Raw genomic sequence first — 24621 nt, forward strand, 5'->3', positions numbered from 1 at the left:
AACGCATCACTGAGCCCCGTATGCGCGCTATTGGGTTATCGTGCTGCATGACGTGCTGGATCCCCGCAACCGCGCTGTAGACCCCTGTCCGGGCACAGCAGGGTTAGGCAAGCACATCTCCGTCACCGCGATGAACGATGTCACTCTAAGCAATTGTCTTTACTCGCTCTTTTCTTGAAAAGGCTGTTTGTTCGCCCTGCAATCCATGGGGCATGACATGAAAGAGACTGAAAATGACAAACGAGAAATCAGCGATGAAGAACCGCCGCAACCCACTTTATCGGGACTGCGCCGTGATCTCACCTTGTTATGCCTGAACGAGCTTTTCGTCGGTGGCGAGCCGTTACGGCTGCTGAAGAAACAAGGCCCTCTTTTCCTTCGCTATGAGACCGACGGCATTGTCTCCACACAGCACTATCTCTCACCGGCGTCATGGCGTGCGAAAATCCTTTTCGACCTCGCGGAAGGAAAGAATTTTCGTGTGCTGGAAATGGACCTGCCGGGACGCTTCAAGCAGATGTTCCCGAATACATTGCTGCGCCGCTTACTCTGGCATTCGCGGCCAAGCGCAAACTTCCCGCCTGTGGCACGATTTTATGATCCTGACGGTGAGGCGGAAATTCTCCTGACGCGCAGTAGGCTTTGCGGCAACGCCGTCGATGCACTTCATAATCTCAGCGGCGCACCTCGATTTCAGCCACTATGGATATCCGATCTTCTTGCATTGCGACCGATGGCGGGAATTGAACTGGTGCGGGACGAGCAATTCTCAACGACCGTCCCGATCAGCCGCTATATTCAAGCTGCCGCTGTGACAGGTCGCGTCGTCAAGGATGGGGAACTGAAGGCTCTATCGCTGAAAGGGAAACCAGCATGGCTTCCGTCACCGCCTCCATCCCGATATGTCGCGCACCTGCTGGAGCATGTGACAGGGAAGGCGGTACCGCAGTTTGAAGCTCTTACCTGCACAATCGACGATGATTACGATTTCAGATGATACGGCATTCATCTGGCGGTTGGTTGCATAATTGCGAGAATGTCTTCTGACTTTCGTGAAAACACCGTTTTGACGACGGTCGCTAGGGACTGTCGTTTCTTTTCTCGCGAGCTTGACGGGAGACTTTGATTTTAGCTATCGCCTGCCCTTCCAAATACATCAACTTGTCAAAGAGGCGCCTTTCAAGAAACTGAAAGCCAATCTTTTGTCGATCGGAGATCGGGCCTCGCTCACGTTGGGTCCGGGAATCAAATTCGAGGACTGCGGCTTTAAACTCCGGCTTTTGCCTCTCCGCAATAAAGGCTAGATGGCTCGCTGCGACATATGCTGAGTAGTCGTGGTTTTCATCAGGATCCAAATAATAATCGCGTAAACCCTTCTGCACTCTATTGCGCCAACGAACAGCTTGGTTTGCATATTTATCCCAGATGTAGACCTCGTCGTGAGGCTTGATAAAGGTGAGTAGCTTAGACGCTGCTGACGTCTGCTGTCCTTTTGCCTTTGTGGTGATTAGCGCCTTCAGCTTGGAAGATAGTGAAACGACCTCTGACTGGGCAGGGTTCTTATTGAGGATTACAATATTAATCTCATCGGCAACCGCTTGATATTCAAACTTAACAGCCTGACTTTCAAGTTGGAAATTGCGAAAGAAGGAACAAGCTTGATGCTTGTCAACATTAGCTTCCGAGAATGCTTCTAGCCAATATTGCTCGGATCGCTTCCCATCGATCTTATTCGCCGGATGGGGGTTCCGTTTGACTGCCTCGCACAATGCTTCTTCGAGCAACTCTTGGCGATAAACTGCCATGTAGGCATCGATATTGGATAAAATTCTCAACGTCTTTCCCCGTTTCCGCGTTCGGAGAATACGGCGCAGCACTTAATTCCAGGTGAAACCTACCTTATTCAAATCGGATATAGCTTTCTTCGAAAAAGGCGTTCGTGTGGACATCAATGAATAGCTCGTTGAGAAACGGGGGCATGGAAATCTTTTGAAACAGCAAGCATTACCGTGGATGAGGATTATCGGTTGGCGACAAAAATTTTCTACGACGTAAATCAATGATCGATCTGTGCGCGATATGCGCTTTCAGCTTATGCTTGAAATCTAGCAGGAAGCCGAAATGATCAGGCTCATGTTCAATAAGTCGTTCGAGACGCCATGATATGGCGCATAACGTTGCTAATCCCGGCTCTCGCCTGAAGACACGAGATGTGAGTAATATCGCGGGCTTCTTCCGAGCCAAATACGCGAAAATTCAAGCTGTGACTGGGTTAGTCCAAACTCTTTAAATGATTCATAAATAAGTGTAATTTTCATGCCACCTCCTTTTTTGAATATTTATCCTTGGCGGCCGGAGGATATATGCTTGTGCTTTATAAATAGCACTGAGATATATTTTCGAGAGGATAATAATGATTAATGATATTCAGAAAATTCGAGCAGAAATGATTAAGGCTAGGCTCTTCTCACGGAGGGAGCTTGGGCAATTTCGTTGGCTTTCGCCGGGAATGCAGCAGCAACGAGACAGGCTGCAGGACGCATTTGATGTTAATCATCCAGTCGTAACGAAGATGGCTACATGCGGTCAAATCGATGATTGGAACAATGTCCGATATTGTGGCCTACCATTGTGTCCGCGATGTTTCCTGCGGGAACGGAAAGATCAGACAAGGCAGGCAATCCGCTCGACGTTTAGTTGCTGCGCAAACGAGGATCTGGCATTCGCGACGATCCTTCTGCCGCCGATCATGTGCTTGAGTGACCTACGTCAGATTATGAACAAGGAAAAACGGAAGTTTGTCAATTTGGCAAATCGTAAGCGCCGCCAAGACATTAAGTGGGATAGCTTTCAAATGCTTGGCTGGTGGGAAGTCGATCGCATGGAATTCGGCGCCCTACAAAACGCAGGCAGGAAAACTCGAATTGCGCTTGAAGCGTTAGGAATGCCGCTTTTGGCCGCTGACAACGACACATTTTGGCGTCCCCATCTCCATGTAATTATTCAGACGGGAGGTGTGCCATTGGAAGAAATAAAGTTGGCATTTAAAGCTGATGGCCACTCGGGTCCGTATCAGGTGGACATTCAACCTTTCGACGTGGATAGACCAGTCAACCGAAACATCCAGAGAATAGTACGGTATTGCCTGAAGTTTCGCATAGAGGACGATTTTAAAGGCAAGCGCTTTGCTGATTTCGACGAGGACGACCGCGATGCTAAAAAGGACAGAAGCTGGTGGCCGGACAAGGACATCCGAGCTTACGTGGCTTGGCTGAAAGGCGACGATATGTCGGGATTTCGCTCCCTGCGTTTCGCACTGGGTAAGAAGCAGAAGACAGCGATGAATGCGGCATCAAAAATGGTCTCGCCGGAAACTTGTCCAAATGATGAGTGCGTTATGGCTGCGCATGCGGAGCCCATTTGTGCTGGCACGTTGGTGACGAATGGAGGTGTGCAAGGAGAAAGCCATTCCATATCACAAAGATGTAAAGTCGCAGCAATGAAGGTTATTGATGACGGAGGAAGGAATAAAAAAGTAATACTAGATACTAACTAGATGGGAGATCCTGGGAGGGACGGCAAGGGAGAGCCGATACTCCCTACGAAAGTTCGCCCAGCCGAACTTTTTTCCGTCGTTGACGACAGGATCAGGGGCGTACGTGCCACTATTTCACTGCAAGAACGTCAAGCATTGGTTCCATGCGTTGAATCATCGCCCGCGCACTATGAACGTTCTTGACGATGAGCGCTTCATTTAGAACCTGTTCGATGCAGGATTTGGCCACGTAAGCCGAAGTCGGAATGAAATCCTGATGCGCGGAATTATCTATATTGGTGTTGAGGCGGCGAAAGCAGCGAAGCAAGAATTCTGCGTTGTGGTTCATCAGGAAGGTGATGCCGTCGGGCGTCATTTTTCGCCCCTTGCCTGTCTTCCGTAGCATTAGCAGATCGCTCATTCTTACGCGCTCACCGATATGGGTGTTCGCTGGTAATTTGAAGATATTGTTCCATGGCGTTAGCTGGTCCTTTGGGACGACATCGGCGGAACTGAGCCGAGAGCAAAGCTCGTTTAACGTAATATCTTCGTTATCAGGCGCGACCTCCGGCAGTTGATAATGTTGTGCGCTGGACACGTGCTTGTCCTGTCGTGCGGAGGCGTAAAACAAACCATTGACCGCAAGAGTGAACGCGTTCGACGTGTCGAAGGAAATACCGATCGACGGATTAACCTGCCGAATGCACCGCAGGACTGTGGTGAATAGATAAGCTGCTGGGAACGTGGAAACGCCGAGAAAATGTATCCATTCGGCTTTTTGCAAATAGCCATCGCTCCACATATCCAGCAGACGATTCAAGACCATTGAGAACTTTTTCTGATGCACGCCGGCAAAAGCCCATCCCTCGAGATCGTAGCCCTTGACCCCATCGTACCAGATTTTGCTCTCTGCCTCGTTCCTGCCTTGAATGACGTTGAGAAATTTCGTTTTACCGATTGTGCGATGTTTGACGAAATAATCGAGGTTCAGCAGAGATTGATGTAGCGCGGCGTTAAAGAGCAAAGCTTGCCCGTTCTGGGCCGTCATCGCTTCTATATTATGTCCGTCCGCGACTAATCGCTTCAGGTGCGGCTCCATTTTTCCGCTGGAAATGCCACCTGTTGGAAAATCCAGTGTCATCGAATAATCGGCATGTGCTTCCAGCCACTTCAGGATACGGTCGCAAGTGTTATCGCCATCGAATTTTATGGTTCCTTGCTGTATCTGATAGCCACCGCTGTCGCCGATAACGAGCGTTTCTTCTTCGTTTCGAACACTCTTCGAAACGAATGTGGTCTTCTTGCCTTCAGCTTTGGTCTTCGCAGCCTGACCAGCGCTGTAAAGGCAGCAGGGATAGTGAAAGAGGCCGTCCATGGTCTTCGGATTGAGAAAATGTAGCTGCTTCTCTTCGAATGTGTAATCGCGCTTGAAGCTTTCCCCGTGTCCATATCGCGCGTAAGCCGTGCTTATAGCAGGGGTGTATATCGCATGATTGGAGAGTAGTCGCGCCATCGAAAAACCTATCGAAAATTGCTAGCTCGCTTTGCGAAATTATTAGGGATTTCCGATTGAGATCGCGCCGACGAGATGAAATACCAAAGCGAGCATCCAATGGCCCTAGCAGTTAAAAAACCTTCAACTGGAAGAGCAGCTGAAGAATTCGATCAGCGCTTTAAGGCCATCAGAACTTCGGCTGAAAAGTTCAATAAGTATGAAAGTGGCGGCCACGATCTGCTGTATGAAGCGCTGGGAGAGTTATTCACCTTTGGCAGAGACATCAGCAAGCTTGAGGAGGTTTTCGGCGCGTTCCTCAAAGCGAGCGACCAGAAGCTCAAGCTTAATAAGGTCACGAAGGAAAACCCTTACAACGCTCTCGTGAAGTTGGCATTTGGAAATCAGAAAAGCAAAAGCTGGTTGAGCGAGCTTAGTACCGTTCTCGCCTATGCGACCGATCAGATAGGCAATGTTGCGTTCACCGATTGGATTAAAGAGGGCGGCGTCAAAGCCAGATACGAAGAGGCTGTCGAATACTCTCGGAAAAAGAAGGGAAAGAAAACCAATTCTCTCCGCTCAACACAGTTGGAAAGCATTCGAGGAAGCTTGCGGCAATCCCCTATTTCCGCTGCGATCTCAGGCCTTCCCGAAATCAACGAGGGTTATCATCGCTCGCTGCTCTACTCGGACGGTAAGGGAAACACGTTTCTCGTTGATATTAAGAACGAATCGGAGACCATTAGCACTGACAAGTATCTGCTTGAATTGGCTAAACAACGCATTCCCGACACCCACCCGCTCAAGTCACGCCCGTTGTTCAATCTCTATCGGGCTATTGACCTGATCGTTGGAACGTGTGCCGCGTCGAGCAATGGGAAAGGCTTTATTCGATTCCGAAACGACACGTCAGAAGGCAGCAGCACGACAACAAAACTTGATTTCGTATCTGACGCTCCCAGTTTCGCTCACGCTAGTGTCGTGCTTGCCGCGCCGATTGCCGAGTTGGGAGAAAATGGCGTGTTCGTCATGACGGTCAATGATGCGAAGCAGTTTGCCGCTCATTTTCCAAGTGACCCGATTTGGTCTCTCAGCGTGGTCGACGGAGAGGTTCATTTTGTAGATGATAGCAGTATTGAACGCACCGTAAAACTTTTGCAGCTAGAGCCGGACCTCACCAAAACGCTCAGGCAGGGGCAAGCTCTCACTACGCAATCCCGCCAATTCAAGGCTATTGCAGCGGATATGAAGCATGCGATCGAAAACTTGCCGAAGTTATTAATTGGGAAGAATGCACCGAAGGCTTTGTCCTGGGATATTAAGGGCAATCAAATGTGGTTGATCTCGCCTGCACACATGCTTTCGGGTCTCGATTTCTTGAGCCCAGTCATGACGGTAACGCCGATTGGCGAGGACAGAGAAATGTCGATGGCCGATCTCTCTGCGTTTATCGGAACGGTCGTCCCCTATAATGAGGATCTGACCGGATACATTGCCGATAGCGATGTGAAGGACGCCGCGTTCTGCATTGATCATATCTGGTCTGACGGCGATCGCTTTCTCTACGTCTCGCCCTTCGCCATCAGTGCTAACCTTGACAGAACGATGGTCTGCGAGGAACTGAGATAATCAAAAGTTCGCCCGAGTGAACTTTTGATGGTCACAGAAGATCGACGGCGGCCTTCATCATATCGTCTCTCACGTCGATATAGCGCTGCGTGGTCGTCAGGTTCTTGTGTCCTGCAAGCGTCATGATGACCTTGGGGCTGACGCCTGAATGTGCGAGGCGGGTGATGAACCAGCGCCGACCGCTATGTGAGGTTGCCCCATCCATACCTGCGCTTCCGTAGATCTGCGCCATGAGCTGACAAAGGGTATTGGCGGAAAATGCCGTCTTCTTCTGTGTCATCAGCAACGGGGAGTTTGCTCCTCGGTCACCGAGGCATTCGACCTTATATCTGACGATTTCGCGGCGGAGTCTGTCGTTCAGAAAAACGACGCGGGCTTGACCGCCTTTCGTGATGTCGGCGCTCAGCCGTAGCTGCTCGCGGGGCTTTGCATCGCTGTCTATGATATCGGAGACTTTTAGAGCGGCGATCTCTCCGACACGTAACCCGGCGAAATGGGAAAGCAGGATCGCCAGCTTGTCTCGCGGTGCATGTTTCCTCTGCGCCACTACGGCCATCAGTCGCTTGAATTCGGCATCCGTCAGAACACGCGCTTGCTTCATCGAACCTCACGAAAAGCTGTCATCGTAGCTTTTCGTTATGTTGCCGAAATGGGAAAAGAGCGAGCGCAGATTTCGTCTGAAAATTTTCAAGCAAATTCAATGACTCAGGAGGGAGACGGCCGGAACCTAAGGAAATATGTGTTTTCTTAGGTTTTCCTTTCCCGGTGAACCGACGAGCAGCCATCCGTTAAAGATAACGCATGCAAAGTTCGATGCCGCCTGGCTTTCGACAAATGAGCGTCATCCCCAGCGAGGTAGGTCCCTCACCTATCAATTTGAGCAATGGGAAGATTCGGCCAATCGTCAGGTACTAAAGCCGGAGGTTTTGTCCACGGATCTTCTACAAGAGCGGCCTGGAACCACTCATCCCGAAGGTTGGCGTGCTCAGACACAATTAGTTGGAAGCCCGGCGCATCCTCCATCGCGAAGCGTGACAAGAGAGCGAACAATTTACGGACCGCCTCAAGGTCAACGTCCCCCTGTTCGGTCTCATCCACGGTGCCCCCAACGCTCTTGTAACTCGCCTCTGATGGAAAATAGACCTGCGTCGGCTGGTCGATAAGCATAAAACGTGGAACAGGTAGGTTGTACTGGGAAGTGAAGCGGTGAAATGCAAGCATCGCTGCGAGGTGGTAGGCCAGGTGGTTCGCCCCACCTCCGCTCTTGTACATGTAAACCGGACGACCGGGACGATCGATCACGACCGTCAGTGCTCTGAGATCCAACCTCGCTGGAAACTCTCCAAATTCACCACCAAGTTCGCGAATGTAACCAGACATATGTTGGGCGATGTTGCTGAGGGCTGCTTGGAGACGGGTGTCGGAATCGTCTGCACCGAGCCGCTCTTCCAGTTCCTGGACGCGCCGCCGTAAGCGTCGTTCTTCATTCACCAACCTAGTCAGTTCCTCATCGGGTACCAGATTCTCTAAAAACAAACTGATGCGGCCCACGACGCGTGCAGCCGCATTGTTACGGCTTCCCATTTCTTCAAGGATCTCGCTCGCAGCGATCGCCGCTGCCAGTTCGACCTCCCTCTCCGCAATGCGGCCGGTAATTACAGAAGAGTCGGCGACCTGCTTCGCAAGGTAAGCGTCGAGAACCGGCCGCTCACCTGTGACCGCAGTCATTTCCCGATCCAAAGAATGAAGTTCGCTCAAAAGAGCTTCGGCGACGGGAGTGGCCATTCCCAGGTCTTTCTCGGCGAACGGCCACTGCCATTCGCCCGTCGCAACGTTTCGCGGTAATGCCTTAATTGACGTGAGGCGGTCCTGTTGTTCCGAAACCTCGGACTCGAAGCTCCTAGATTGCCCAGCGAACTGCTGCGCGCCCTTGATACGGTCTTCCATCGCTCGACGCTGTTCCCGCAATTCGGTGATATCCTGCTCGATCGCGGATACTCGCTGTCCGTCGTCCTCGGGGATGGTTGTAGGCCTCCAAGACAGCGCCTGACGCAGAAGAGAGATGACGTCACCACCCACTTCTACAGAGGGCAAAATGCCAACGCCTCGCGCTTCGGACACAAGACCAACGGCCTTTGTCTCCATTCCCGCAGATGCGTCCCTCGCTTGCTGAACGAGTTTTGTGGTGATGCGAAGCTCGCGATTGGCGGCGCGCAACTGTGTGTCGATCAGAAATTTGTCCTTGCCCGATACACCGAGAATTATGGGCATCGTATCCCTGATGGTCTGCGGTTGATGGTCCTCGTTCTGACGATAGAAAAGCTGGGTCTTGCTTGTGACGAATTCCTGCTTTTGGAAAAGGTAATAAACGGTATGTTGGATCGTCGCCTCGAAGCTCGCACGGCTGTGGTCGATAGGTACGTCTGTGACGTTGTCCGGTATACCTACGAGACTCGAGAGAAGGGCAACGACGCCGTCGTCGTTGTTGTTCACAGCCAACTCATCCGCTTCTGGAGCTTCAACGACAGCACCTCGTCGGACCATCGCGATGCTGCAACTGGCCACCCCGGGTTTTGGCGCAGGTTTTGCGACCAAGACCTCCTCGCCGATGAACCGATAGATTACCGCGTACCAAGCCACACGATCCTGAATCGCTCCCTCGGGCACCAAAAAAGTTGAACGCCCCATACAATACTCGATAATCTCGGACAGCGCCGACTTTCCCGTAGACGAACGCCCCGTGATAATGTTCAGGCCATCGTGGAACACCACGTCACGACGGCGGCCATCCCCGCTGTAGAGGTGGATCGACTTGATCCTCAAGGGCGTACTCCTAATGTTGCGTAGACGGTACTACGGTCGGCGATGCGAGCAAATTCTTTACCGAGAAAGGCCGCCGCCCTTTGGCATTCAATCGACTCTGCCGTACCCGAGAGCGTCTTGCGGATACCCGGACCGATTCGTAGGCGACCATTCCCCTCAACCGCCAGTGCGCCCGACTGCATGAGGAGGCCGAAGCCCTCGAAGGTAAACGGAATAATATCGCTGCAACGTCTCGCTAAACCGACTTGCAACTCGGGATGCTCAGAGACGATCTTCAGGAAATAGCTCTTCTTATTTGCTCTCAGTACGTCTCTGGTTTGCCGATGGAGGCAGAGGGGTAGGACCAGAAGTGAAAGGGAGAAAGGCATTCCTCTTCCGTCAATCTCCTGGAAGGCAGTCAAAGCCCGTGAGAGCACCAGACCGCAGAAAGCGGGGTTGAAGAGGTTACGAATTTCGACCGGACGCTCATTCCAAGGTCTCAAACCGCGACCTCCAGCACTTTGGCCAGTCGCTCCATGAACCGGGGATGCCAATGCACTCGCGGGCTTGGATCAACATTGGCAAGCATTTGGAACGTCCCCCTGACAATGTAGGGTTCGGTGACGCGCTCTCGAATTCGCAAATCACCAGTCCTCATCTGCGCCCAATCGTAGAGTTCACGCCCCGCTTTCCGGCACAACTCCTCGCTGCTTTCGTCCGTCACAAGCTCGCACGCGATCTCGCGAAACCTGTCCCATTCCTCGACAAGACGTTCTTCATAATCCTCTATCTCGTTGGAGACTAAGAGACTCTCGCGAGCCCAGCTCGATCGCTGCTGGAAGGCGCGGTAGTAGTCTATGATGGCGCGACGAATTCGCTCGTCCGATAGACCCAATGCACGAAGCTGCTCAACGAAGGTTCGCGTATCGGAGGCGGCGTCGACGCTCTCAGGGCTCTTTCCCAAGAAGTCGATCGGCAAGCTGTCAGACTTGTATGCGTCGTTGATCGCACTCAGTTTGTCAGAGACTGCGCTAATATGGATCGGGTCGACGCCACCGCCGACGAGGTGATTTGTCACGACATTAACCCACCAACCTTCCAGCCGTTCAAAAACGGCTTGCCGGTGGCGACGGTCCACAGCTCGCAGCCGTTGCTCAATCATCGCGGGGAGCTCATCGATACGGGCGGACTCCTGTATGATAGAAATGCGACCGAAGAAGTCGCGCTGCTGCTCCTGCGTTAGTCTATCGAGTTCGGCGGCGATTTTCGTTATCGTTTCAGACGAGCTTTTAGCTAGGGTTTCGGCGGCCTTCTCCGTCCGAAGCATGTCGTCTTCTCCCTCTCCTAAGAACAGGCCGAGGAATGAATCCCGTTGAACGCTCGCAGTCGTGACCAAAATGAAGCGAACATCGTGTCCAGTCCCTTGTCCCGCCTTGATGTAGAGGCCCAGCCAAATCCGGACTGACTTCCAGAAGTCGGTCGCCAGATCGGTGAGCTTTTCGCCTACGGCTTTATGCTTAAGGGACGATGCCGAAACCAATCCGTCAGCAGCAACATGTTCAAAGTCGTCGTTTCGCTCAAGAAATAACGTGCCTCCGTCGGGAAGTTCGAGTGCTCTAAGCAGAGAGAAGCGATACTGGAAAAAGTAGCCCAAGCCTTGAGCGGCTGCAGAGAACGGTGACGCAGATATCATGGCGCTCATGCAAATGATCCAACATAAAGACTAGGCAGTGAACGCCTGAGTCCTTCATGCGACTGAGACAACTTTTGCAAGCAACGTAGTCGATGAATGTAACCTGTGCTAGCCTGATATTTGAGCCGCGCATGTCAATCGCGCAACACCTTTCCTTGTTTATTTTCCCGTAAAAAACGCTTTGCAGGCGACGTCTTCGAGCCTTCGGATACCTTCGCGCCCGGAGCTGCCATAGTCGTTCAAAATATCAAAAATTGTGCGAAATATTAGGTTTCGCATTGGCGCACGAATAGACGAACACACGATTACTTCTGGCCGCTGGTGAGCGTTTGGATCTGCGTCCTAAGAGCGTCATTTTCCCGGACAACATCGTCAAGACGCCGCTTGAGATTATCAACGTCAAACTTTAGCCGCTCCGCCTCCGTCGACTTTGCTGAATCTGGCTTAGCATCGTTCGGTTTGCTCTGGCGAGCGGCAATTTCGCCATCAAGTCGTGCGCCGAGTGCTGCCATGTCTGCTCTAACGCCAAAAAAGAACGTGCCCCATAGAGTGAAGGCAGTAGCCAAAGATAATAAAACACCGATGAGGCCGTAACTCTCGACCTTAGCCTTTATCTCTTCTAGCGCAGCCTTTGATTCTACAGACGACTTTTTTGCGGCCTCAGCTTCCTTCTTCGATTCCTCGGCTTGCTTCTGAGCTCTTGTCGCTTCGTCGGCGGCTGTCTCTGCCCGTTTACGGTTCTGCTCAGCCACAACCGAGATAGAGCTACGAATCGGGATAGATGGTTTGGCAGGATCTAGCGGCCTCGCTGCTTTCCTGATGAATTTCTCTATGTCCCAAAGCCCACGATCTAGAGAGTCTGATTGTTCCTGAGGATCGGAAACAAGAGGATTTCGCCCTACTATTTCTCCAGGGGTTGTTTTTGTGAATTCAACCCAGAAAAGCCCTTCATTCGGAGCAATAAGGTACTCTTCATTGGTCAAGTTGTGCAACGGGATGCACAGCCTCCCCCAAAAACCGGGATCAACGAGCGGTCCTGTCCCAAGCAGAAGGCCTCGATGTACGTGACGAATGGAGAGGTTGAAACGGAGCGCAATATAGTCAGGCAATCGAAATTCGAGGTCGCTTTCTACGAACACAATCGAATTCGCAGGAACTCGGAGCGGTTCCCCCTTAACAAGTATCGGCTCCAGATCCCCCTTCTCCGAAAAGAAATATGCTTTGCTGCCGATTCGTCCTTCGTATGAAGCCTTCTTCATACGGTTTCCCATTCCTCCTCCGGAGTAATAGGGAGAAATCAGTCCCGTCAGGCGAACATAGCGGTCGATATCGTACCCGGATAGAAGGGAGGGTGGTATGTCTGAGCAAGGGTCTGGCTGGTGCAGCATTTTGAACGCCAGTAGCTTAGCCTGCTCAGTCGAGAGAACCCTCTCCTCCTTTTCTACATTGGGATCCCCAGTCAACGCCGTGCTTCCCCGGTTTTTAACTGACATAAAGATGTATTGTGGACGACGTTATTTGGAGAAAATCCTAGCAGATGTACCGGCCCAATCTCTGACGTCACCCACTCCAGGAAATTCTCGACTTCCGTTCCCGGTCGGCCAAGTTGGTCCGGCTCACCAATGTAATCCATATGATTTATCACGACATGGTCCGGCCGGTTCACACTGATTGCCCGCTTGACCAGATATGGTTCAAATTCACCAACTCGTCGCAGCTTTTGTGTTACCGTAGTAAACTCCTGTAACCCGGTTTTACCGGTGCGTCTGCCAACCTCCTCCCAAGTCAACTCACCCACCAGCGGCCCGGACTCTCCGGCGACCCTGATCGGATATGACCGCAGGACCAAAGTTACATTGTCCACCACTCTCGGGCTGAGACCAGCTTCAGCAAGCGCACCGGCGGCAGTTGTGTAACGAGCGGTTGCCTGAGGCCAGAAACCTCCGTCGAGCAGCGACAGACCAAAACCTTGAGTTCCCTCAATAATTATCCTGCCATTTCGGCTGAGTGCAGTATCAAGATATGCGCCTACATCACAAGTAAAAGGACGAAGAAGCTCATTCTCACCAGCAGACGGTGACGGAAGAGCTAAGTTCTCAGCATTCCTTGCAATTGCGGCCAGCACTGCGGCACCGACACCAGACCCTGTCGATCCGATTGCTTTCGTGATACCTGCTTTTTTCTCCCAGTCACGATGTTCGTCGGTTATTACGCGAGCGAACGGGCTAATGCGCACTCTGTCCAGCGGGTAATCAAGATCCGTGATTTCGCGCAAAAGAAGTTCAGGCTCAATGTAGGACCCTGCAGGAAATACAACATCCACATTTCTGTCGAGGCAAGCTGCGGGCATCTGCCGCAGAGCCCACTTATTTCCGTCGCGATCGTAAGCGGTATGTCCGGAATTTGGCCCACCAACACGAACAACAGTTACATCGGATCGTGAGTGCTGACGAACGAGCTCGAGGGCAACTTTGCCCTTCCCTTCCGAGCCGAATTGCCCACCTATAACAATTGAGACTGGCATCCGTACTCCTCGACTTCCTGGACAATCTCGGCTACGCGCTTTGATAGCGCAGAGCGACTGCCGTCATTCGAAAAGATTTCGTGGGCTAGCGGCTTTAGTGAAGGTACGCCGCGTTCGACGTCTGATAAAATTATCTCTTCGTAGCAGCCGTTACCGTCCCTTGCCGAATAACGGGATTTCCTTACTCTGTCCTCCGTCTCGATGTAAATATGCTTGAAGCATCCACCGAAGTGTTCGGAAAAGAAGGCGTGATCGTCACCAAACCGCAACCCGTCTATGACGATCCGATCAGCGTGCTCAACACGTTTAAGGGTTCGCTCAGCAAGCCATCGCTGCCTACCGCTTAGATTGATTTCCTGACCCAACTTCTGGCGATTCTCCCTGCTTAGCTCGAGCCTCTGCTCTAGCAGAAGATCATCCAAGACCTCACTGAAGCGAACGTAGGCGAACCCCAAGGCTTCCAACTCGCGGGCAAATGTCGTTTTGCCGGATGCGATCGGGCCACTGACCCCGACAACGAAGGAGCCGCACCTTGCGTTCAAATCCGGTATGATGAGGGGAGCTTCATCGCTGTCGCCCAGCGCCTCCGTAAGGTTTGCTAGATGAAATGAGCCAACCAAAGCAGACGTGATCGCATCAAGCTCATCGTGTGACACATTCTCTTGAAGATAACTTCCACGGATACCGAACCGACCGAGCCCGAGCTTCAGCCATTCAATGCCCGCTCCTTTTCGAGGAATGCGCATGATGTCCTGAGCCGCCCCAGGATAGCTCTCTATGACTGGAATTCCAAGGTGTCGCAGTGTGTTGGCCAAGCGAATACCGCGGGCCGTAAGCTTCTGCATGCTCGGCAGGAGGCACGGATAAACATTCACTCCGCGCCGCTTCAACTCGCGCTCACAGCGACGCATGATCCCAAATTCATCGCGACCGGGGTCTGAATCCTCCACGGTCGTTCGGCCGAATGGCAAAGAAAGTGGGGAGTCAATTGAAACAAGATCAGGTTTGGAGGCCAGCGTCTGTGCGATCAGGTCGGCGTCGCTGAATACAAGGCGGCATTCGGCCTCACTACCTCGCAGCAAGGCCCACCCACTGCCCTTGGCTTCTGAGCCGGTGAGGTCGATACCGACGATCGTCGCGTTCCCGGCCCGAGTACTTGCAAGCAGTTCGTCAAAGTGAGGAGCGGCAACCAGATGCGGCGCAGGAGGCGAAAGATCTGGTAAGGATAACCAATTACTTGGCGCAGCCCACTCGGCAAACCGCGTAGAGGCCTGGAATAAATCACGCTCAACAGCAAAAAGCTGCAGAACACGATCGAAGATGGCGCCCATGGCACCGATGTCAGCGCGATTGTAGCGGATCAACTTTTGGAGTGAAGAGACGTCGCCACGCAGATACTCATGCCACAACAAGACCGCAGCGAAACCATCAACGTCGCCCAAACCATCTCGAAGACTGAGCTTGAGTTCACGCTCGATCGCTTTTTGTCCGCCAGTCAGACCAACTCGCCTGCAAAGATACATCAAGTCAATATGATGTTTCGGCAGCTCAATGCCTTCGAGTTCCTGGAGAATGAAGCGCTGGTCGAAACGGATTCCATTGAAGGTGATCATCACCTTGGCTCGTGCCGCATCTTGGCGGAAATCGTCGGCACTCGTCCCTTTTACAACGGTAGAAGCTTTGCCGTCAAAGGACCACCCAATGATCGTGATCTCGTCGTAGTAGTGACTGAGTCCCGTTGTCTCAATATCGAGGAAAAGAATGTCCTGAGGATATTCGTGGCAGAGCGCTAGCTGCTCACGCAGATGGCGGGGAAGAGCCTTCGGGACTTTCGATTGTTCGACCTTTTTAAGCATTTTCCCACCTGGGACAGGAGAGCCTCTAGTCAGGCAGGTTTGTCTCGCGCCAATCTACATTCTAAGATATCGCAGAGATGCGACTCTGTGATATCGATTGAGCATAGCGCAGTCTCACGGGTTTTCGCGACCCCATCAGATAATTTTGCAGTTGATAAGTAGGTGGCATTTGAAGCGCGAAAGAATAATTTCCTCTGATGGCGATCTAGAGTTTTCCGTCGAGATTTGGATCAACGACCAGTCGCGACTTCACGACTACGGAATCCCGAGATCCGCATGGTTTCGAGCCATCAGGCTTATGAAAAAGTATGGTAGCGAAAAAACCTTGGATGAACTCGATCGACGGGCACTTGCTGCGTTTGAGCGCGGAAACGAGCGCATGTCCTACCGCCTCCGAGATTTAATGGTCGCGATCCATGCGATGGAAGAGGATGAAGTGATGCCGAACGACAGAGTGCACTGATTACTTTGGCTTGGTTACCCAAGAGATTGAATAGCTGCTTTTTTTGAATATTGATTTTAGCTCGCTGCAAAGATTGCACAGCTTCTCATCAAATTTCCACGGCGTGTTGCATATCAAGAGGCCACCGCCAGCGAGAGAAACCCCATCGGGCGGGAAGGTCAAGAAATCGGCTCTTAGCGTCTCTTGAAAACCATTTTCCTCCGCGAATTTGGCCAACGCGTCTCCAATTGAAGAGGTTTTGTAAGGATACCAGAGGCAGAAAATTCCAGTTCCCCATTTTTTCAATCCCTTGGCCAGCCCCTTGCACATCGCGTGGACCTCGTCGCTTTTTTCAAAAGGCGGATCAACGAAAACCAATCCTCGACGTTCAAGCGGCGGTACCGTCGCATTTATCGCGTCATAGCCATCCCGGTTTTGCACCGTAACGCCACGCGACAGTCGATAGCGAATGCTCAAAAGGTCATGGTCGTCAGGGTGAAGCTCGTTTGCAATCAATCGGTCACCGGGACGGAGCGATCGCAAAATGATCTCGGGCGAGCCTGGGTAAATGGCCAACCCACCTGGATTGAGGTTCTTTAAGAGCTCGGAGTATGTCGGAGCACTCGACAAAGGCCTATCAAAGATTTTCCTGACCCCTTCCTCCCACTCTTGCGTCTTCCTCGCCTCGGTAGATTGGAGGTCATAATATCCAACACCGCTGTGAGTATCCAGAACCGCAAAAGGCTTTTCCTTCAATCGGAGATGATCCAACAGCAATGTCAAAGCTGCGTGTTTGAAAACCTCTGTGTGATTTCCCGCGTGGTAAGCGTGTCGGTAATTCATAAGCCCGTTCCATTCTTCAAACGGCGGGTAAATCACATTTATGAGCTATCTGTCGACATCCCGGCGACGGGTGCCTGAAAAACACACGAAACAACAGAAGGCCGCTGCCACCTCCAGAACGATCCCGGCAACAAGCCACCCCAAGAGGCGATCTGAGACGATCTGGCTGAAATAATAACCTTTCGCAAGATTGGACTGGTCGAAACCCAATGAAATCAAGATGATCACAAACAGAGCCGCGTTTGAGAAACACGCTAATCGGATTATCTTCTCGGCGACTTGGGCCTTCGCTTCAGTATCGGAACGGTTGATCTGCTGCTTGAAGTTGAAGCGCTTCTCTGCGTCCAGAAGGCGCCTCTGTGATACTTCACTTTCTACATACGATTTCACGATAGCCCTCTACTCTTTATATCTTTGAGGAACTTTGACGACTTCCTTGTCCTCAGTGTTCGGCCTCAAAACCCTCAAAGAACCATCCGGCTCGGAGTAATCTTTTAACAAAGTGGCGACTGCAAGAGCTCGCCTTATAACTCCGGTATATGTCTCTATTCCGTAGAAAACACGAAGGTTTTCCAACGCCTCTAATGTCTCATCATCCGGCTGAAAGTTATGCATTGAAGATCCTATCATCTGCAATATGAGTCGCACGCTGCAGCTGGCTTACGAACGGGGTCTTCCGCTGCGCCCAACTCAAAAGCCAATTCCTCCTCATTTTCCCCACTTTCATGACATTGCGATATGCTCGCTGGATAAGAAGCGGAGCGTCGTCATGATCTAAAGCATGGGTCATGAGTGAACAGGTGCTTTCCACCATGATACCCGTCTGGCGCTTATCAAAGTGATAAGGCTGTCTGTTTGGAGCCGAAGCTTTAGTCGCTGACAGTCGCATTTGCAGAAAGCACATCAGCAGCACAAGGCGTTGCCAGAGTTAAAAATATCAACGTGTTAAAACCCAATCATTCCAATTCCGATTCCAAAGGTCACAGGTTCGAATCCTGTCGGGTGCGCCACTAAACTACCGAAATCACTAGCCCTACCTCCGAAAAGCATCTCTGCGCGTGATTTTCACTCGCGTGGCTCAGTGCTGAGCAGCCAACAACGCGATCAGTCATGTAGCAGACGCCCAAAACGCAAAAAGCCCGGATTGCTCCGGGCTTTTCGCGTAAGATGTGCGATCGAATTAGAACGAGCGCTGCAGACGCAGGAAACCGTCCCACTTGTCGGCAGAGTCGGTGCCGTTATCAACGTCTGTGTAGTTGATCGTTGCCTTGGCAGCGAGGTTGGTGGTGATGGCGTAGTCAGCCGTCAGACCAACGCGCCATGCGTCACCGCCGTCGAAGTCGCCGTCGCTGTCGAGGCTGACCTTATCCCAGTACTGGGCACCCGGGGTCAGGCTGAACTTGTCGGTGAGCTTGATGGCGTATTCCGCACCGATCGTCCACTCGGAAGCGTCGAAGTAACGGTTCTGTCCGAAGGAGTAAGCAGCGAAGATGCCGAGCGAACCCGGGCCGAGCTCTGCAGTCAGCGTGGAAGCGAGAGCTGCATTTTCGTTGTCGAAGTCGTAACCAGCGAAGAAGTCGGCGGTTACGCCACCGAACTTGCCGGTGATGACGCCGTTGATGCCGATTTCGTCAGCATTGCCTGCATCGTCGGTCTTGTAACCGGCCTGCGAGTTGAACGCATCAACCTGACCGTAAACCGAGAATGCACCGCCGTCATAGGTGTAACGGATGGAGTTGTTCAGCGTGTCAGCGCCTTCGCCACCGTTGTTGTACGGACGGTCGTCGGCCAGAACGGTTTCACCCGGAAGCCCAGTGTCGAAATAGTTGTAGAAGTAACCAACGCGGAAGCCACCCAGTTCGATGTAGGTTTCTTCCAGGAAGAAGTCGCTATTACCCTGCGACGAGCTGTAGGTGTCAGTACCACCAGCAGCATTAGGAATATTTACCGAATAGGCGTTCGACGAGTTGTTGTTGGCGCGAAGCGTGATGCGCGAGGTGAGCGCACCGTATTCGGTGTCGGTCTTGGCTTCGAGGCGAACCTGAGCGCGGGTGTTGGTACGGTAACCGGCTTGACCGCCAAAGTCGTCGTCGCTGCGGCCATCAACCTGAACGCGGACATAACCGCCGATCTTCAGGCAGGTTTCGGTGCCGGGGATGTAGAAATAACCGGTGCCGAAGGCGTCACAAACGCGGACATATTCCATCGGCTCGGGCTCTGCCGCGACGATCGCATCGGCAGCCTGCGCGCCGGATACTGCTGCGAGAGCTGCAGCGGAGCCGAGAAGGAGGCTCTTGATGTTCATTATGATCTCCATTGAGATGATGGACCGCGGCTCGGAGCCCCCACCCACCAAATTGAAAAACCGAAGGCATATTCGGTGAGCAATGAATACGAGGGGTGGCCGGGAGGTGAAAGCAGCAGCACTTGCCGTCAGGGCGAGAACAGAGTGCCGTAATCGAGGATGTTGCCCAGCCGCATCGGTTTGTAACCGTACGTAATTTGATGGTAATCAAACCGTATCAACGGCGGGAGGCGGCCATGTTTCTGCGACAAAGACGCGGAGGGCTTTATCTCGTATTCCGGCCACATATAGCTGCGTGATTCCCGAGGCCGAGATTGGCTGGAAACGCTGGCAAAGGCGCAGCAACACCGCGAAACAGGGCTTATGCAGCGCCTGCCTGGTCCATCAATCGCGGCAGCATGATAACAGCGCGAGCGCCGCCCGAATCGGCTTCCTCGTAACGGATCTTGCCCTGATGGGCGTCAATGATCGACTTGGCCAATGCAAGGCCAAGGCCGCTTCCGCCCGTATCCCTGCAGCGGGATTCTTCAAGGCGAACAAACGGGTTGAAGACCCGGATCCGGTCCGCCTCGGGAATGCCCGGGCCGTCATCATCGATCAGGAGACATACGTCTCCCATTGCCGGACGAACGAAAATCCTCGCCCGGTAGCCGTAACGCAGGGCATTTTCCACGACATTACGGACCGCACGCTTCAAGGCGCCCCGGCGGCCATGGATAAAGAACCGGTGTGGATTGACGAGAGTAATGTCGCCTCCGGCGACGACCAGGTCCGCAATCAGCTCCTGCATCAGATCTTCGAACTGAAATACGGTTTCCGTCTCCGTGGTGTCATAACCTCGGGAAAGCGAGAGCGCGCCATCTACCAGTTCCTGTATCTCATCGAGACACACGCCCAGGCGATCCTTGGAATCACCGTCATCGAGAAGCTCGATCCTCAACCGCATCGCAGTGATCGGAGATTTCAGATCGTGGCCGATCGCCCCGAGCATCTTGGCGCGCTCGTTGAGCAATCTGGTAAGGCGCGCCGCCATGTCGTTGAAGGCATGGGTGAGCTTTCTAAGCTCGGAAGGACCGGAAGCCGAGATAGGCTGTGGGCTTTCGCCTCGACCAAGATTGTCGGCGGCGTTGGACAGATGCTGAAGCGGCGTGGTGATCTTTGCAACGATGATCCACACGACCGCCACGACGATCAGGATCGTTACAAGGATTGTTGCCATCAGTTGCCATGCCCATGTCTTTGGCAGGCGCATCACGTCACGCGCAGTAAGCCACCGGCCGTCATCCAGGGTGATGGAAGCCAGAAGCACCAAGTTACGGCCGGGCTTGGTCGCGTGGCCCATTATTTCATGGCTCGGCGCAATTTCTGTTGCAGCAAGAATGAAACCATCCCCGACGGTTACACCGAATTTGTTCTTGAGGAAGATTGCGATGTCATCAGAAGGCAGCAGCTCATCACGCACCTGCGGAGCCGCATCGGTAATCGTAAACTGCATGCCCCATTCTGAGGGGGTTTTGATGATCGCTTCATCGTCAGCTGCAGGCAGGGTCCTCAGCAATTTCGCGGTACTGAGCAATCGCTCGACTGCATCGAAAGCCCGATAACCAAGAATCTGCTTGTTCTTGTCATGCATGAAATAGGAAATGCTGAGTATCTGCGCCGCAAGCAGACAGCCAAGGAGCAGCAGGATAAGTTGTCCTCGAACGCTTTGGGGAACGCCGATTTTCATGTCTCAGACCTTGGTCACATCCGCAACGAGGCAGTAGCCGCCTCCGCGCACGGTGATAATGAGTTCGGGGCGATCCTTACTCTGTTCGATCTTTCGCCGCAATCGGCTGACCTGATTGTCGATGGCGCGATCGAACGGGCCTGCGCTGCGCGCCGAGGTCAGCTCGAGCAACCTCTCCCGTGACAGGATGACCCTTGGTCGCTCGAGAAACGCCATAAGCAACTGAAAGTCGGCAACGGTGAGCGGTGTCTCCACACCATCCTCATCGAAGAGGCAGCGACGATCAATCTGAAGGGACCAGTTACCGAAACGGAGCACCTGACCGCCATGCTCCCCGCCTAGCGAAGGCGCCGACGGCTCGTAACGCCTCAGGATCGCCTTGATGCGCGCCACAACTTCGCGCGGATTGAAAGGTTTGGCGAGATAGTCGTCCGCCCCGAGCTCAAGGCCGATGATACGGTCCGTCTCCTCATTGAGCGCGCTTAGCATCAGGATCGGAATCTTGCTTGTGGCTCTGAGCCGATGGCAGATCGCCAATCCGTCCTCGCCCGGCAACATGACATCGAGAATGATCAGATCGAACCCTCCGGACGTCAGGACCCTGTCCATCTCCTTGCCACTGTCGACCGCAACCGCCCGCATGCCTACCTTCTCCAGGTAGAGCCTCAGGGCATCACGGGTCTGGGCGTGGTCGTCGACAATCAGGATATTAGGAGAGCTTGCCATGGTAGCGATTTATCCGATGCCAGATCGCCACGCATCAGGATTTTTGTAACGGCACGTCGCAGACACTTCGAATGCGACAAACCGATACCATTCTGGCTTTTGTCAGGGATAATCCGGAGACAAACATTCGCTATAAGGATTTTGTCGAAGAGTTCGAAATTCTTACCCGGTCAATGGTAGCGTCGAATTCTCCGTTGATGTTGACGCTGTGAAAAGAACCACCTTTCACAGCTCCTTGCTTTGGAAGCGCAACCGGAACCGCCGGTTTATTCTCGACCTCCAGTCAGGACACCACTCGGTTGCGCTTCCAGCCTCACCCCTCCACACAGGCAACTGTCTTCCTTTGTCCTTCGGCTTGAACTAAATCCCTTATTACGGGTTTCTGTTCATCGCAAAAGCCGCACCCAGAGAAGGAAGCTGTTCAATGAAACAATTGCTTGTAATGGTTCTTGCGACAGTAGTGCTGACTGCCTGCAACTCCACGGGCAACCCCGAATTTCGTGCGATAGATTATGGACCCGGCATAGCACCTATCGCCGGCAGCCTCACGTATGGCGGAAAATCGAAAGCTCGGCTTGGAAACATGCCCGTCGGCTATACTTTCACTCACGAGTTTTTAAACGGCTTCGGAAACCGCGTCGAAGAGCGTTACCGCGTCCTGGAAGATGGTAGCCTCGATATCTACAGCCGCCGGATCACGCCGATCACCATCGGCCACGGCTACTAATTACTTCATCTGCGCGACAACGTTTTTACCTTGCGGAACAGACCGTCGCAGCGGTCGTTTTCCTCCTAACAAGAGATGGAGGCTACAATGGCAGAAGACAGAGACGCGCGCGAAGCAGTTGAACGTGGCAGTGCCTACGCAGGGACCGGACGCCATCCGGCAGCCGGGCCTCACGCCAAGGATCGCCTGACGGACCACGACAAGACACCGGGCACGGGGTCGCTGCCCGCAAAGGACAGCAAGGACACCGATTCCGGGCCGGAATGACCCGATAGCGTTGCGTTCATTCCTGGGCGTCCGCTCTCGCATGTAAGCGATACGGTCAATCTACTTGCCCGCCCCTCTCGCGCCGGTTAACACCGCATGAGGATAATGCGGGATGGGCATGATGACGGACGGGACCATCACTCTTTATGAAGCGATCGGCGGCGATGCGGCAGTAAAAGCGTTGGTGAAGCGTTTTTACGATTTGATGGACACCTTACCCGAGGCACGCAATTGCCGTGCTATCCATCCAGAGAATCTCCAAGACAGCGAAGCGAAACTTTATGAATACCTGACGGGCTATCTCGGCGGCCCGCCCGTCTATGTCGAAAAATATGGCCATCCGCGACTGCGTTCCCGCCACTTCGGCGCAGCAATAGGGCCGGCCGAACGCGACGAATGGCTTTTATGCTTCAGCCGCGCGCTGGACGAAACCATTGAAAATCCGAAACTACGCGACATCATCTGGCCGCCGATCGAGCGCCTTGGCCATCACATGCAGAACAGGGAATAGGCTCTTGGAAAATTTAGCGAAACTGCGCCCGTTGTTTCTCTTCGTCAGCGGCTTGATGGGTCTGTCCGGCGTGGCGCTCGCGGCCGCAGCAAGCCATGGCGGCGACACGCAGTTCCTTGGCAATGCCTCCACCATGTGCCTTGCCCACGCACCGGTTCTGCTGGCGCTTTATCTTGGTCACGCAACATTCAGGACAGCCACGCTTTCTGCCCTCGCCCTTGGTCTGGGGACAATCCTTTTTGCCGGCGATCTCGTGTCGCGGCATTATCTCGGAGACAGGCTTTTTCCATTTGCGGCACCGGCAGGCGGCTCGCTGATGATGCTCGGATGGCTATTGGTCGCGGCGGGCGCCTTTCTTGGCCGCCGCGCCTGACCATTCATGTCGTCTGCCGGCTTTACCGGCGGAACAACAGCACTTTACCCGCCTCCCAGGAAGGTACGGTCGCGGGGCTTATAGTGGCATGGGCGGGAAAACGGACGACATTACCGTCGCCTCGCTCGTCCCGACTACGGCTCGCCAGAATCTCGTAAAGTTCCGGCACCAGTCCCTCCCCATTCTGCTCAGCCAATTTGTGCAGGCCGATAAACAGGCTGGGATCAGGACGCTCGTCTTTCATCACTTTTATCCTTCATCGTCTGGAGCGCACGTTCAAGGCTCGATTTAGAGCCATTACGCAGCGGGACGAAGGCGACGCCGAACTTCTTGCAGCCCGTCTTCACCCTCAGACACGCATCGTGGCTGATACAGTCGATGGGGCAGAAAACGCAGTCGACAGAGGGAAGGACGGTATCGATACGGGAGACTGCCTCACGCAGGCCACCGTCATGATGGATCAGTTCAGCCCCGTGACGAGTCGCAATTGCACGCAGATGAGCGACCTGGCAGTCACGGCCACCTACATAAAGGAAGCTGCGGACATCGATCGCATCACGATCCGGTTTCGCCTGCTGGGGTGCAGGTGCCGCCTCGCTTGCGCCGCCATTCTTCCGTTTCTGCTTCTTCGCCATCACGCCTCGCCTGATCGATTCTCGTCTCGGGAACCTTCGGTGAGCGGCACCTTAGATAAGTTGACTATCAGAGTAAAGATTAAACGTGAGGATCATACTCATATTTATTCGGCCATCTGAACGGCATTGGAAGCAGCCGCAGATCGCCCCTTCAACGTCTCTTAGAGGCGGTTCTCGACCGACGTCATGCGGATACCGACAAAATTGTCGCGGTCGTCGGACACGATTTCGCCATGGCCGATCGTCTTTCCGTTCACCTGAATCTCGACAGGCTCACCAAAGCGTTTGTCGAGCCTGAACCATGATCCCTGCTTGGCTGCTGCCAATTGAGCGACAGAAACCTTCGCCCTACCGATGACAACCTGAACTTCAACGGGAATTTCGCCAAGACGGGCGCGAGAAGGAACTGGCTGCACGGAGCTTTCCTCCGACATCGGAAATTCTGGAAATACCGGAGACGGCTTGGCGGCAATGTCGTCAATCATAATGGTCACCTTCTGAAATGTGCGGGGCGCGACTCACTCAAAAATAA

At 53.2% G+C, this 24621-nt stretch carries 26 protein-coding genes; 8 read left to right on the forward strand and 18 right to left on the reverse strand.

Features of this window, described 5'->3' with window-relative positions; translation table 11 throughout:
* Window positions 1-217: 217 nt before the first annotated feature.
* Window positions 218-997, forward strand: a complete 780-nt coding sequence (locus HNQ72_RS04965) for a DUF2958 domain-containing protein (protein WP_183990070.1) — start codon at window positions 218-220, stop codon at window positions 995-997.
* A gap of 82 nt (window positions 998-1079) precedes the next feature.
* Here HNQ72_RS04965 and HNQ72_RS04970 read toward each other — a convergent pair whose 3' ends face one another.
* Window positions 1080-1805, reverse strand: a complete 726-nt coding sequence (locus HNQ72_RS04970; protein ID WP_183990072.1) for a hypothetical protein — start codon at window positions 1803-1805, stop codon at window positions 1080-1082.
* Between the two features lie 375 nt (window positions 1806-2180).
* On the reverse strand, window positions 2181-2318 hold the full coding sequence (locus tag HNQ72_RS31220) for a DUF6626 family protein (protein WP_373289367.1): 138 nt from the start codon (window positions 2316-2318) through the stop codon (window positions 2181-2183).
* Window positions 2319-2413: 95 nt separating this feature from the next.
* On the opposite strand from HNQ72_RS31220, the gene HNQ72_RS04975 reads away from it, so the two are divergent.
* On the forward strand, window positions 2414-3556 hold the full coding sequence (locus HNQ72_RS04975; RefSeq protein ID WP_183990074.1) for a hypothetical protein: 1143 nt from the start codon (window positions 2414-2416) through the stop codon (window positions 3554-3556).
* Window positions 3557-3665: 109 nt separating this feature from the next.
* Here HNQ72_RS04975 and HNQ72_RS04980 read toward each other — a convergent pair whose 3' ends face one another.
* A complete protein-coding gene (locus tag HNQ72_RS04980) occupies window positions 3666-5048 on the reverse strand; it encodes a hypothetical protein (RefSeq protein ID WP_183990076.1) in 1383 nt (460 codons plus the stop codon).
* A 99-nt stretch (window positions 5049-5147) separates the two neighbouring features.
* On the opposite strand from HNQ72_RS04980, the gene HNQ72_RS04985 reads away from it, so the two are divergent.
* Window positions 5148-6656, forward strand: coding sequence for a hypothetical protein (locus HNQ72_RS04985; RefSeq protein WP_183990078.1), 1509 nt, complete (start codon window positions 5148-5150; stop codon window positions 6654-6656).
* A 31-nt stretch (window positions 6657-6687) separates the two neighbouring features.
* On the opposite strand, the gene HNQ72_RS04990 is transcribed toward HNQ72_RS04985, so the two are convergent.
* The 7 genes from HNQ72_RS04990 to HNQ72_RS05020 form a co-directional block, all read right to left on the reverse strand.
* Complete coding sequence (locus HNQ72_RS04990) at window positions 6688-7257, reverse strand: tyrosine-type recombinase/integrase (RefSeq protein WP_183990080.1); 570 nt, start codon at window positions 7255-7257, stop codon at window positions 6688-6690.
* Window positions 7258-7520: 263 nt separating this feature from the next.
* Window positions 7521-9479 carry a DUF3732 domain-containing protein gene (locus HNQ72_RS04995; protein ID WP_183990082.1) on the reverse strand — a complete coding sequence of 653 codons (1959 nt, stop codon included), beginning with the start codon at window positions 9477-9479 and terminating at the stop codon, window positions 7521-7523.
* Entirely contained in the window at window positions 9476-9961 is a 486-nt protein-coding gene (locus tag HNQ72_RS05000; protein ID WP_183990083.1) for a three component ABC system middle component, read from the reverse strand. The genes HNQ72_RS04995 and HNQ72_RS05000 overlap by 4 nt, the downstream gene beginning before the upstream one ends.
* Complete coding sequence (locus tag HNQ72_RS05005; RefSeq protein WP_244654294.1) at window positions 9958-11160, reverse strand: ABC-three component system protein; 1203 nt, start codon at window positions 11158-11160, stop codon at window positions 9958-9960. Before HNQ72_RS05005 ends, HNQ72_RS05000 begins: the two co-directional genes overlap by 4 nt.
* Before the next feature lie 296 nt (window positions 11161-11456).
* The gene (locus HNQ72_RS05010; protein ID WP_183990084.1) at window positions 11457-12614 is read right to left on the reverse strand and encodes a hypothetical protein; all 1158 of its coding nucleotides are present in this window, start codon (window positions 12612-12614) and stop codon (window positions 11457-11459) included.
* On the reverse strand, window positions 12611-13675 hold the full coding sequence (locus HNQ72_RS05015) for an adenylosuccinate synthetase (protein WP_183990085.1): 1065 nt from the start codon (window positions 13673-13675) through the stop codon (window positions 12611-12613). The genes HNQ72_RS05010 and HNQ72_RS05015 overlap by 4 nt, the downstream gene beginning before the upstream one ends.
* Window positions 13654-15531 carry a ribonuclease H-like domain-containing protein gene (locus tag HNQ72_RS05020; protein WP_183990086.1) on the reverse strand — a complete coding sequence of 626 codons (1878 nt, stop codon included), beginning with the start codon at window positions 15529-15531 and terminating at the stop codon, window positions 13654-13656. The genes HNQ72_RS05015 and HNQ72_RS05020 overlap by 22 nt, the downstream gene beginning before the upstream one ends.
* 169 nt (window positions 15532-15700) lie before the next feature.
* Between HNQ72_RS05020 and HNQ72_RS30380 the strand changes: the two genes are divergently transcribed.
* Window positions 15701-15994, forward strand: a complete 294-nt coding sequence (locus HNQ72_RS30380) for a hypothetical protein (RefSeq protein ID WP_188868308.1) — start codon at window positions 15701-15703, stop codon at window positions 15992-15994.
* Here HNQ72_RS30380 and rlmJ read toward each other — a convergent pair whose 3' ends face one another.
* The 5 genes from rlmJ to HNQ72_RS05050 all read right to left on the reverse strand — a co-directional run bounded on the left by rlmJ (window position 15995) and on the right by HNQ72_RS05050 (window position 21576).
* Window positions 15995-16816, reverse strand: coding sequence for a 23S rRNA (adenine(2030)-N(6))-methyltransferase RlmJ (gene rlmJ, locus HNQ72_RS05030; RefSeq protein ID WP_183990088.1), 822 nt, complete (start codon window positions 16814-16816; stop codon window positions 15995-15997).
* A 45-nt stretch (window positions 16817-16861) separates the two neighbouring features.
* Window positions 16862-17206, reverse strand: coding sequence for a hypothetical protein (locus HNQ72_RS05035; protein ID WP_183990090.1), 345 nt, complete (start codon window positions 17204-17206; stop codon window positions 16862-16864).
* A 790-nt stretch (window positions 17207-17996) separates the two neighbouring features.
* Complete coding sequence (locus tag HNQ72_RS05040) at window positions 17997-19121, reverse strand: porin (protein WP_183990092.1); 1125 nt, start codon at window positions 19119-19121, stop codon at window positions 17997-17999.
* 361 nt (window positions 19122-19482) lie between these two features.
* The gene (locus tag HNQ72_RS05045) at window positions 19483-20850 is read right to left on the reverse strand and encodes an ATP-binding protein (protein ID WP_183990094.1); all 1368 of its coding nucleotides are present in this window, start codon (window positions 20848-20850) and stop codon (window positions 19483-19485) included.
* 3 nt (window positions 20851-20853) lie between these two features.
* Window positions 20854-21576, reverse strand: a complete 723-nt coding sequence (locus HNQ72_RS05050; RefSeq protein ID WP_183990096.1) for a response regulator — start codon at window positions 21574-21576, stop codon at window positions 20854-20856.
* 424 nt (window positions 21577-22000) lie between these two features.
* On the opposite strand from HNQ72_RS05050, the gene HNQ72_RS05055 reads away from it, so the two are divergent.
* The 4 genes from HNQ72_RS05055 to HNQ72_RS05070 all read left to right on the forward strand — a co-directional run bounded on the left by HNQ72_RS05055 (window position 22001) and on the right by HNQ72_RS05070 (window position 23454).
* Window positions 22001-22303, forward strand: coding sequence for a hypothetical protein (locus tag HNQ72_RS05055; RefSeq protein ID WP_183990098.1), 303 nt, complete (start codon window positions 22001-22003; stop codon window positions 22301-22303).
* Window positions 22304-22390: 87 nt separating this feature from the next.
* Window positions 22391-22570 (forward strand): hypothetical protein, encoded by a 180-nt coding sequence (locus HNQ72_RS05060; protein ID WP_183990100.1) that lies wholly within the window; start codon window positions 22391-22393, stop codon window positions 22568-22570.
* Window positions 22571-22691: 121 nt separating this feature from the next.
* Complete coding sequence (locus HNQ72_RS05065; protein WP_183991326.1) at window positions 22692-23081, forward strand: group II truncated hemoglobin; 390 nt, start codon at window positions 22692-22694, stop codon at window positions 23079-23081.
* A gap of 4 nt (window positions 23082-23085) precedes the next feature.
* On the forward strand, window positions 23086-23454 hold the full coding sequence (locus tag HNQ72_RS05070) for a DUF423 domain-containing protein (protein WP_373289369.1): 369 nt from the start codon (window positions 23086-23088) through the stop codon (window positions 23452-23454).
* Window positions 23455-23476: 22 nt separating this feature from the next.
* Here HNQ72_RS05070 and HNQ72_RS05075 read toward each other — a convergent pair whose 3' ends face one another.
* The 3 genes from HNQ72_RS05075 to HNQ72_RS05085 form a co-directional block, all read right to left on the reverse strand.
* Window positions 23477-23698, reverse strand: coding sequence for a hypothetical protein (locus tag HNQ72_RS05075; RefSeq protein ID WP_183990102.1), 222 nt, complete (start codon window positions 23696-23698; stop codon window positions 23477-23479).
* A complete protein-coding gene (locus tag HNQ72_RS05080; RefSeq protein WP_183990104.1) occupies window positions 23679-24089 on the reverse strand; it encodes a DUF2325 domain-containing protein in 411 nt (136 codons plus the stop codon). Before HNQ72_RS05080 ends, HNQ72_RS05075 begins: the two co-directional genes overlap by 20 nt.
* Window positions 24090-24250: 161 nt before the next feature.
* Complete coding sequence (locus tag HNQ72_RS05085; protein ID WP_183990114.1) at window positions 24251-24574, reverse strand: FliM/FliN family flagellar motor switch protein; 324 nt, start codon at window positions 24572-24574, stop codon at window positions 24251-24253.
* Window positions 24575-24621: the final 47 nt, after the last annotated feature.

Source organism: Aliirhizobium wenxiniae (assembly GCF_014201355.1).
GTDB classification, from domain to species: Bacteria; Pseudomonadota; Alphaproteobacteria; order Rhizobiales; family Rhizobiaceae; genus Neorhizobium; species Neorhizobium wenxiniae.

Bases quoted from the DNA above. Each gene is read 5' to 3' on its own strand.
- HNQ72_RS04965 (WP_183990070.1), top strand. From the start codon at position 218: ATGAAAGAGACTGAAAATGACAAACGAGAAATCAGCGATGAAGAACCG.
- HNQ72_RS04970 (WP_183990072.1), bottom strand. From the start codon at position 1,805: ATGGCAGTTTATCGCCAAGAGTTGCTCGAAGAAGCATTGTGCGAGGCA.
- HNQ72_RS31220 (WP_373289367.1), bottom strand. From the start codon at position 2,318: ATGAAAATTACACTTATTTATGAATCATTTAAAGAGTTTGGACTAACC.
- HNQ72_RS04975 (WP_183990074.1), top strand. From the start codon at position 2,414: ATGATTAATGATATTCAGAAAATTCGAGCAGAAATGATTAAGGCTAGG.
- HNQ72_RS04980 (WP_183990076.1), bottom strand. From the start codon at position 5,048: ATGGCGCGACTACTCTCCAATCATGCGATATACACCCCTGCTATAAGC.
- HNQ72_RS04985 (WP_183990078.1), top strand. From the start codon at position 5,148: ATGGCCCTAGCAGTTAAAAAACCTTCAACTGGAAGAGCAGCTGAAGAA.
- HNQ72_RS04990 (WP_183990080.1), bottom strand. From the start codon at position 7,257: ATGAAGCAAGCGCGTGTTCTGACGGATGCCGAATTCAAGCGACTGATG.
- HNQ72_RS05005 (WP_244654294.1), bottom strand. From the start codon at position 11,160: ATGAGCGCCATGATATCTGCGTCACCGTTCTCTGCAGCCGCTCAAGGC.
- HNQ72_RS05015 (WP_183990085.1), bottom strand. From the start codon at position 13,675: ATGCCAGTCTCAATTGTTATAGGTGGGCAATTCGGCTCGGAAGGGAAG.
- HNQ72_RS05020 (WP_183990086.1), bottom strand. From the start codon at position 15,531: ATGCTTAAAAAGGTCGAACAATCGAAAGTCCCGAAGGCTCTTCCCCGC.
- rlmJ (WP_183990088.1), bottom strand. From the start codon at position 16,816: ATGAATTACCGACACGCTTACCACGCGGGAAATCACACAGAGGTTTTC.
- HNQ72_RS05040 (WP_183990092.1), bottom strand. From the start codon at position 19,121: ATGAACATCAAGAGCCTCCTTCTCGGCTCCGCTGCAGCTCTCGCAGCA.
- HNQ72_RS05045 (WP_183990094.1), bottom strand. From the start codon at position 20,850: ATGAAAATCGGCGTTCCCCAAAGCGTTCGAGGACAACTTATCCTGCTG.
- HNQ72_RS05050 (WP_183990096.1), bottom strand. From the start codon at position 21,576: ATGGCAAGCTCTCCTAATATCCTGATTGTCGACGACCACGCCCAGACC.
- HNQ72_RS05055 (WP_183990098.1), top strand. From the start codon at position 22,001: ATGAAACAATTGCTTGTAATGGTTCTTGCGACAGTAGTGCTGACTGCC.
- HNQ72_RS05060 (WP_183990100.1), top strand. From the start codon at position 22,391: ATGGCAGAAGACAGAGACGCGCGCGAAGCAGTTGAACGTGGCAGTGCC.
- HNQ72_RS05065 (WP_183991326.1), top strand. From the start codon at position 22,692: ATGACGGACGGGACCATCACTCTTTATGAAGCGATCGGCGGCGATGCG.
- HNQ72_RS05075 (WP_183990102.1), bottom strand. From the start codon at position 23,698: ATGAAAGACGAGCGTCCTGATCCCAGCCTGTTTATCGGCCTGCACAAA.
- HNQ72_RS05080 (WP_183990104.1), bottom strand. From the start codon at position 24,089: ATGGCGAAGAAGCAGAAACGGAAGAATGGCGGCGCAAGCGAGGCGGCA.
- HNQ72_RS05085 (WP_183990114.1), bottom strand. From the start codon at position 24,574: ATGATTGACGACATTGCCGCCAAGCCGTCTCCGGTATTTCCAGAATTT.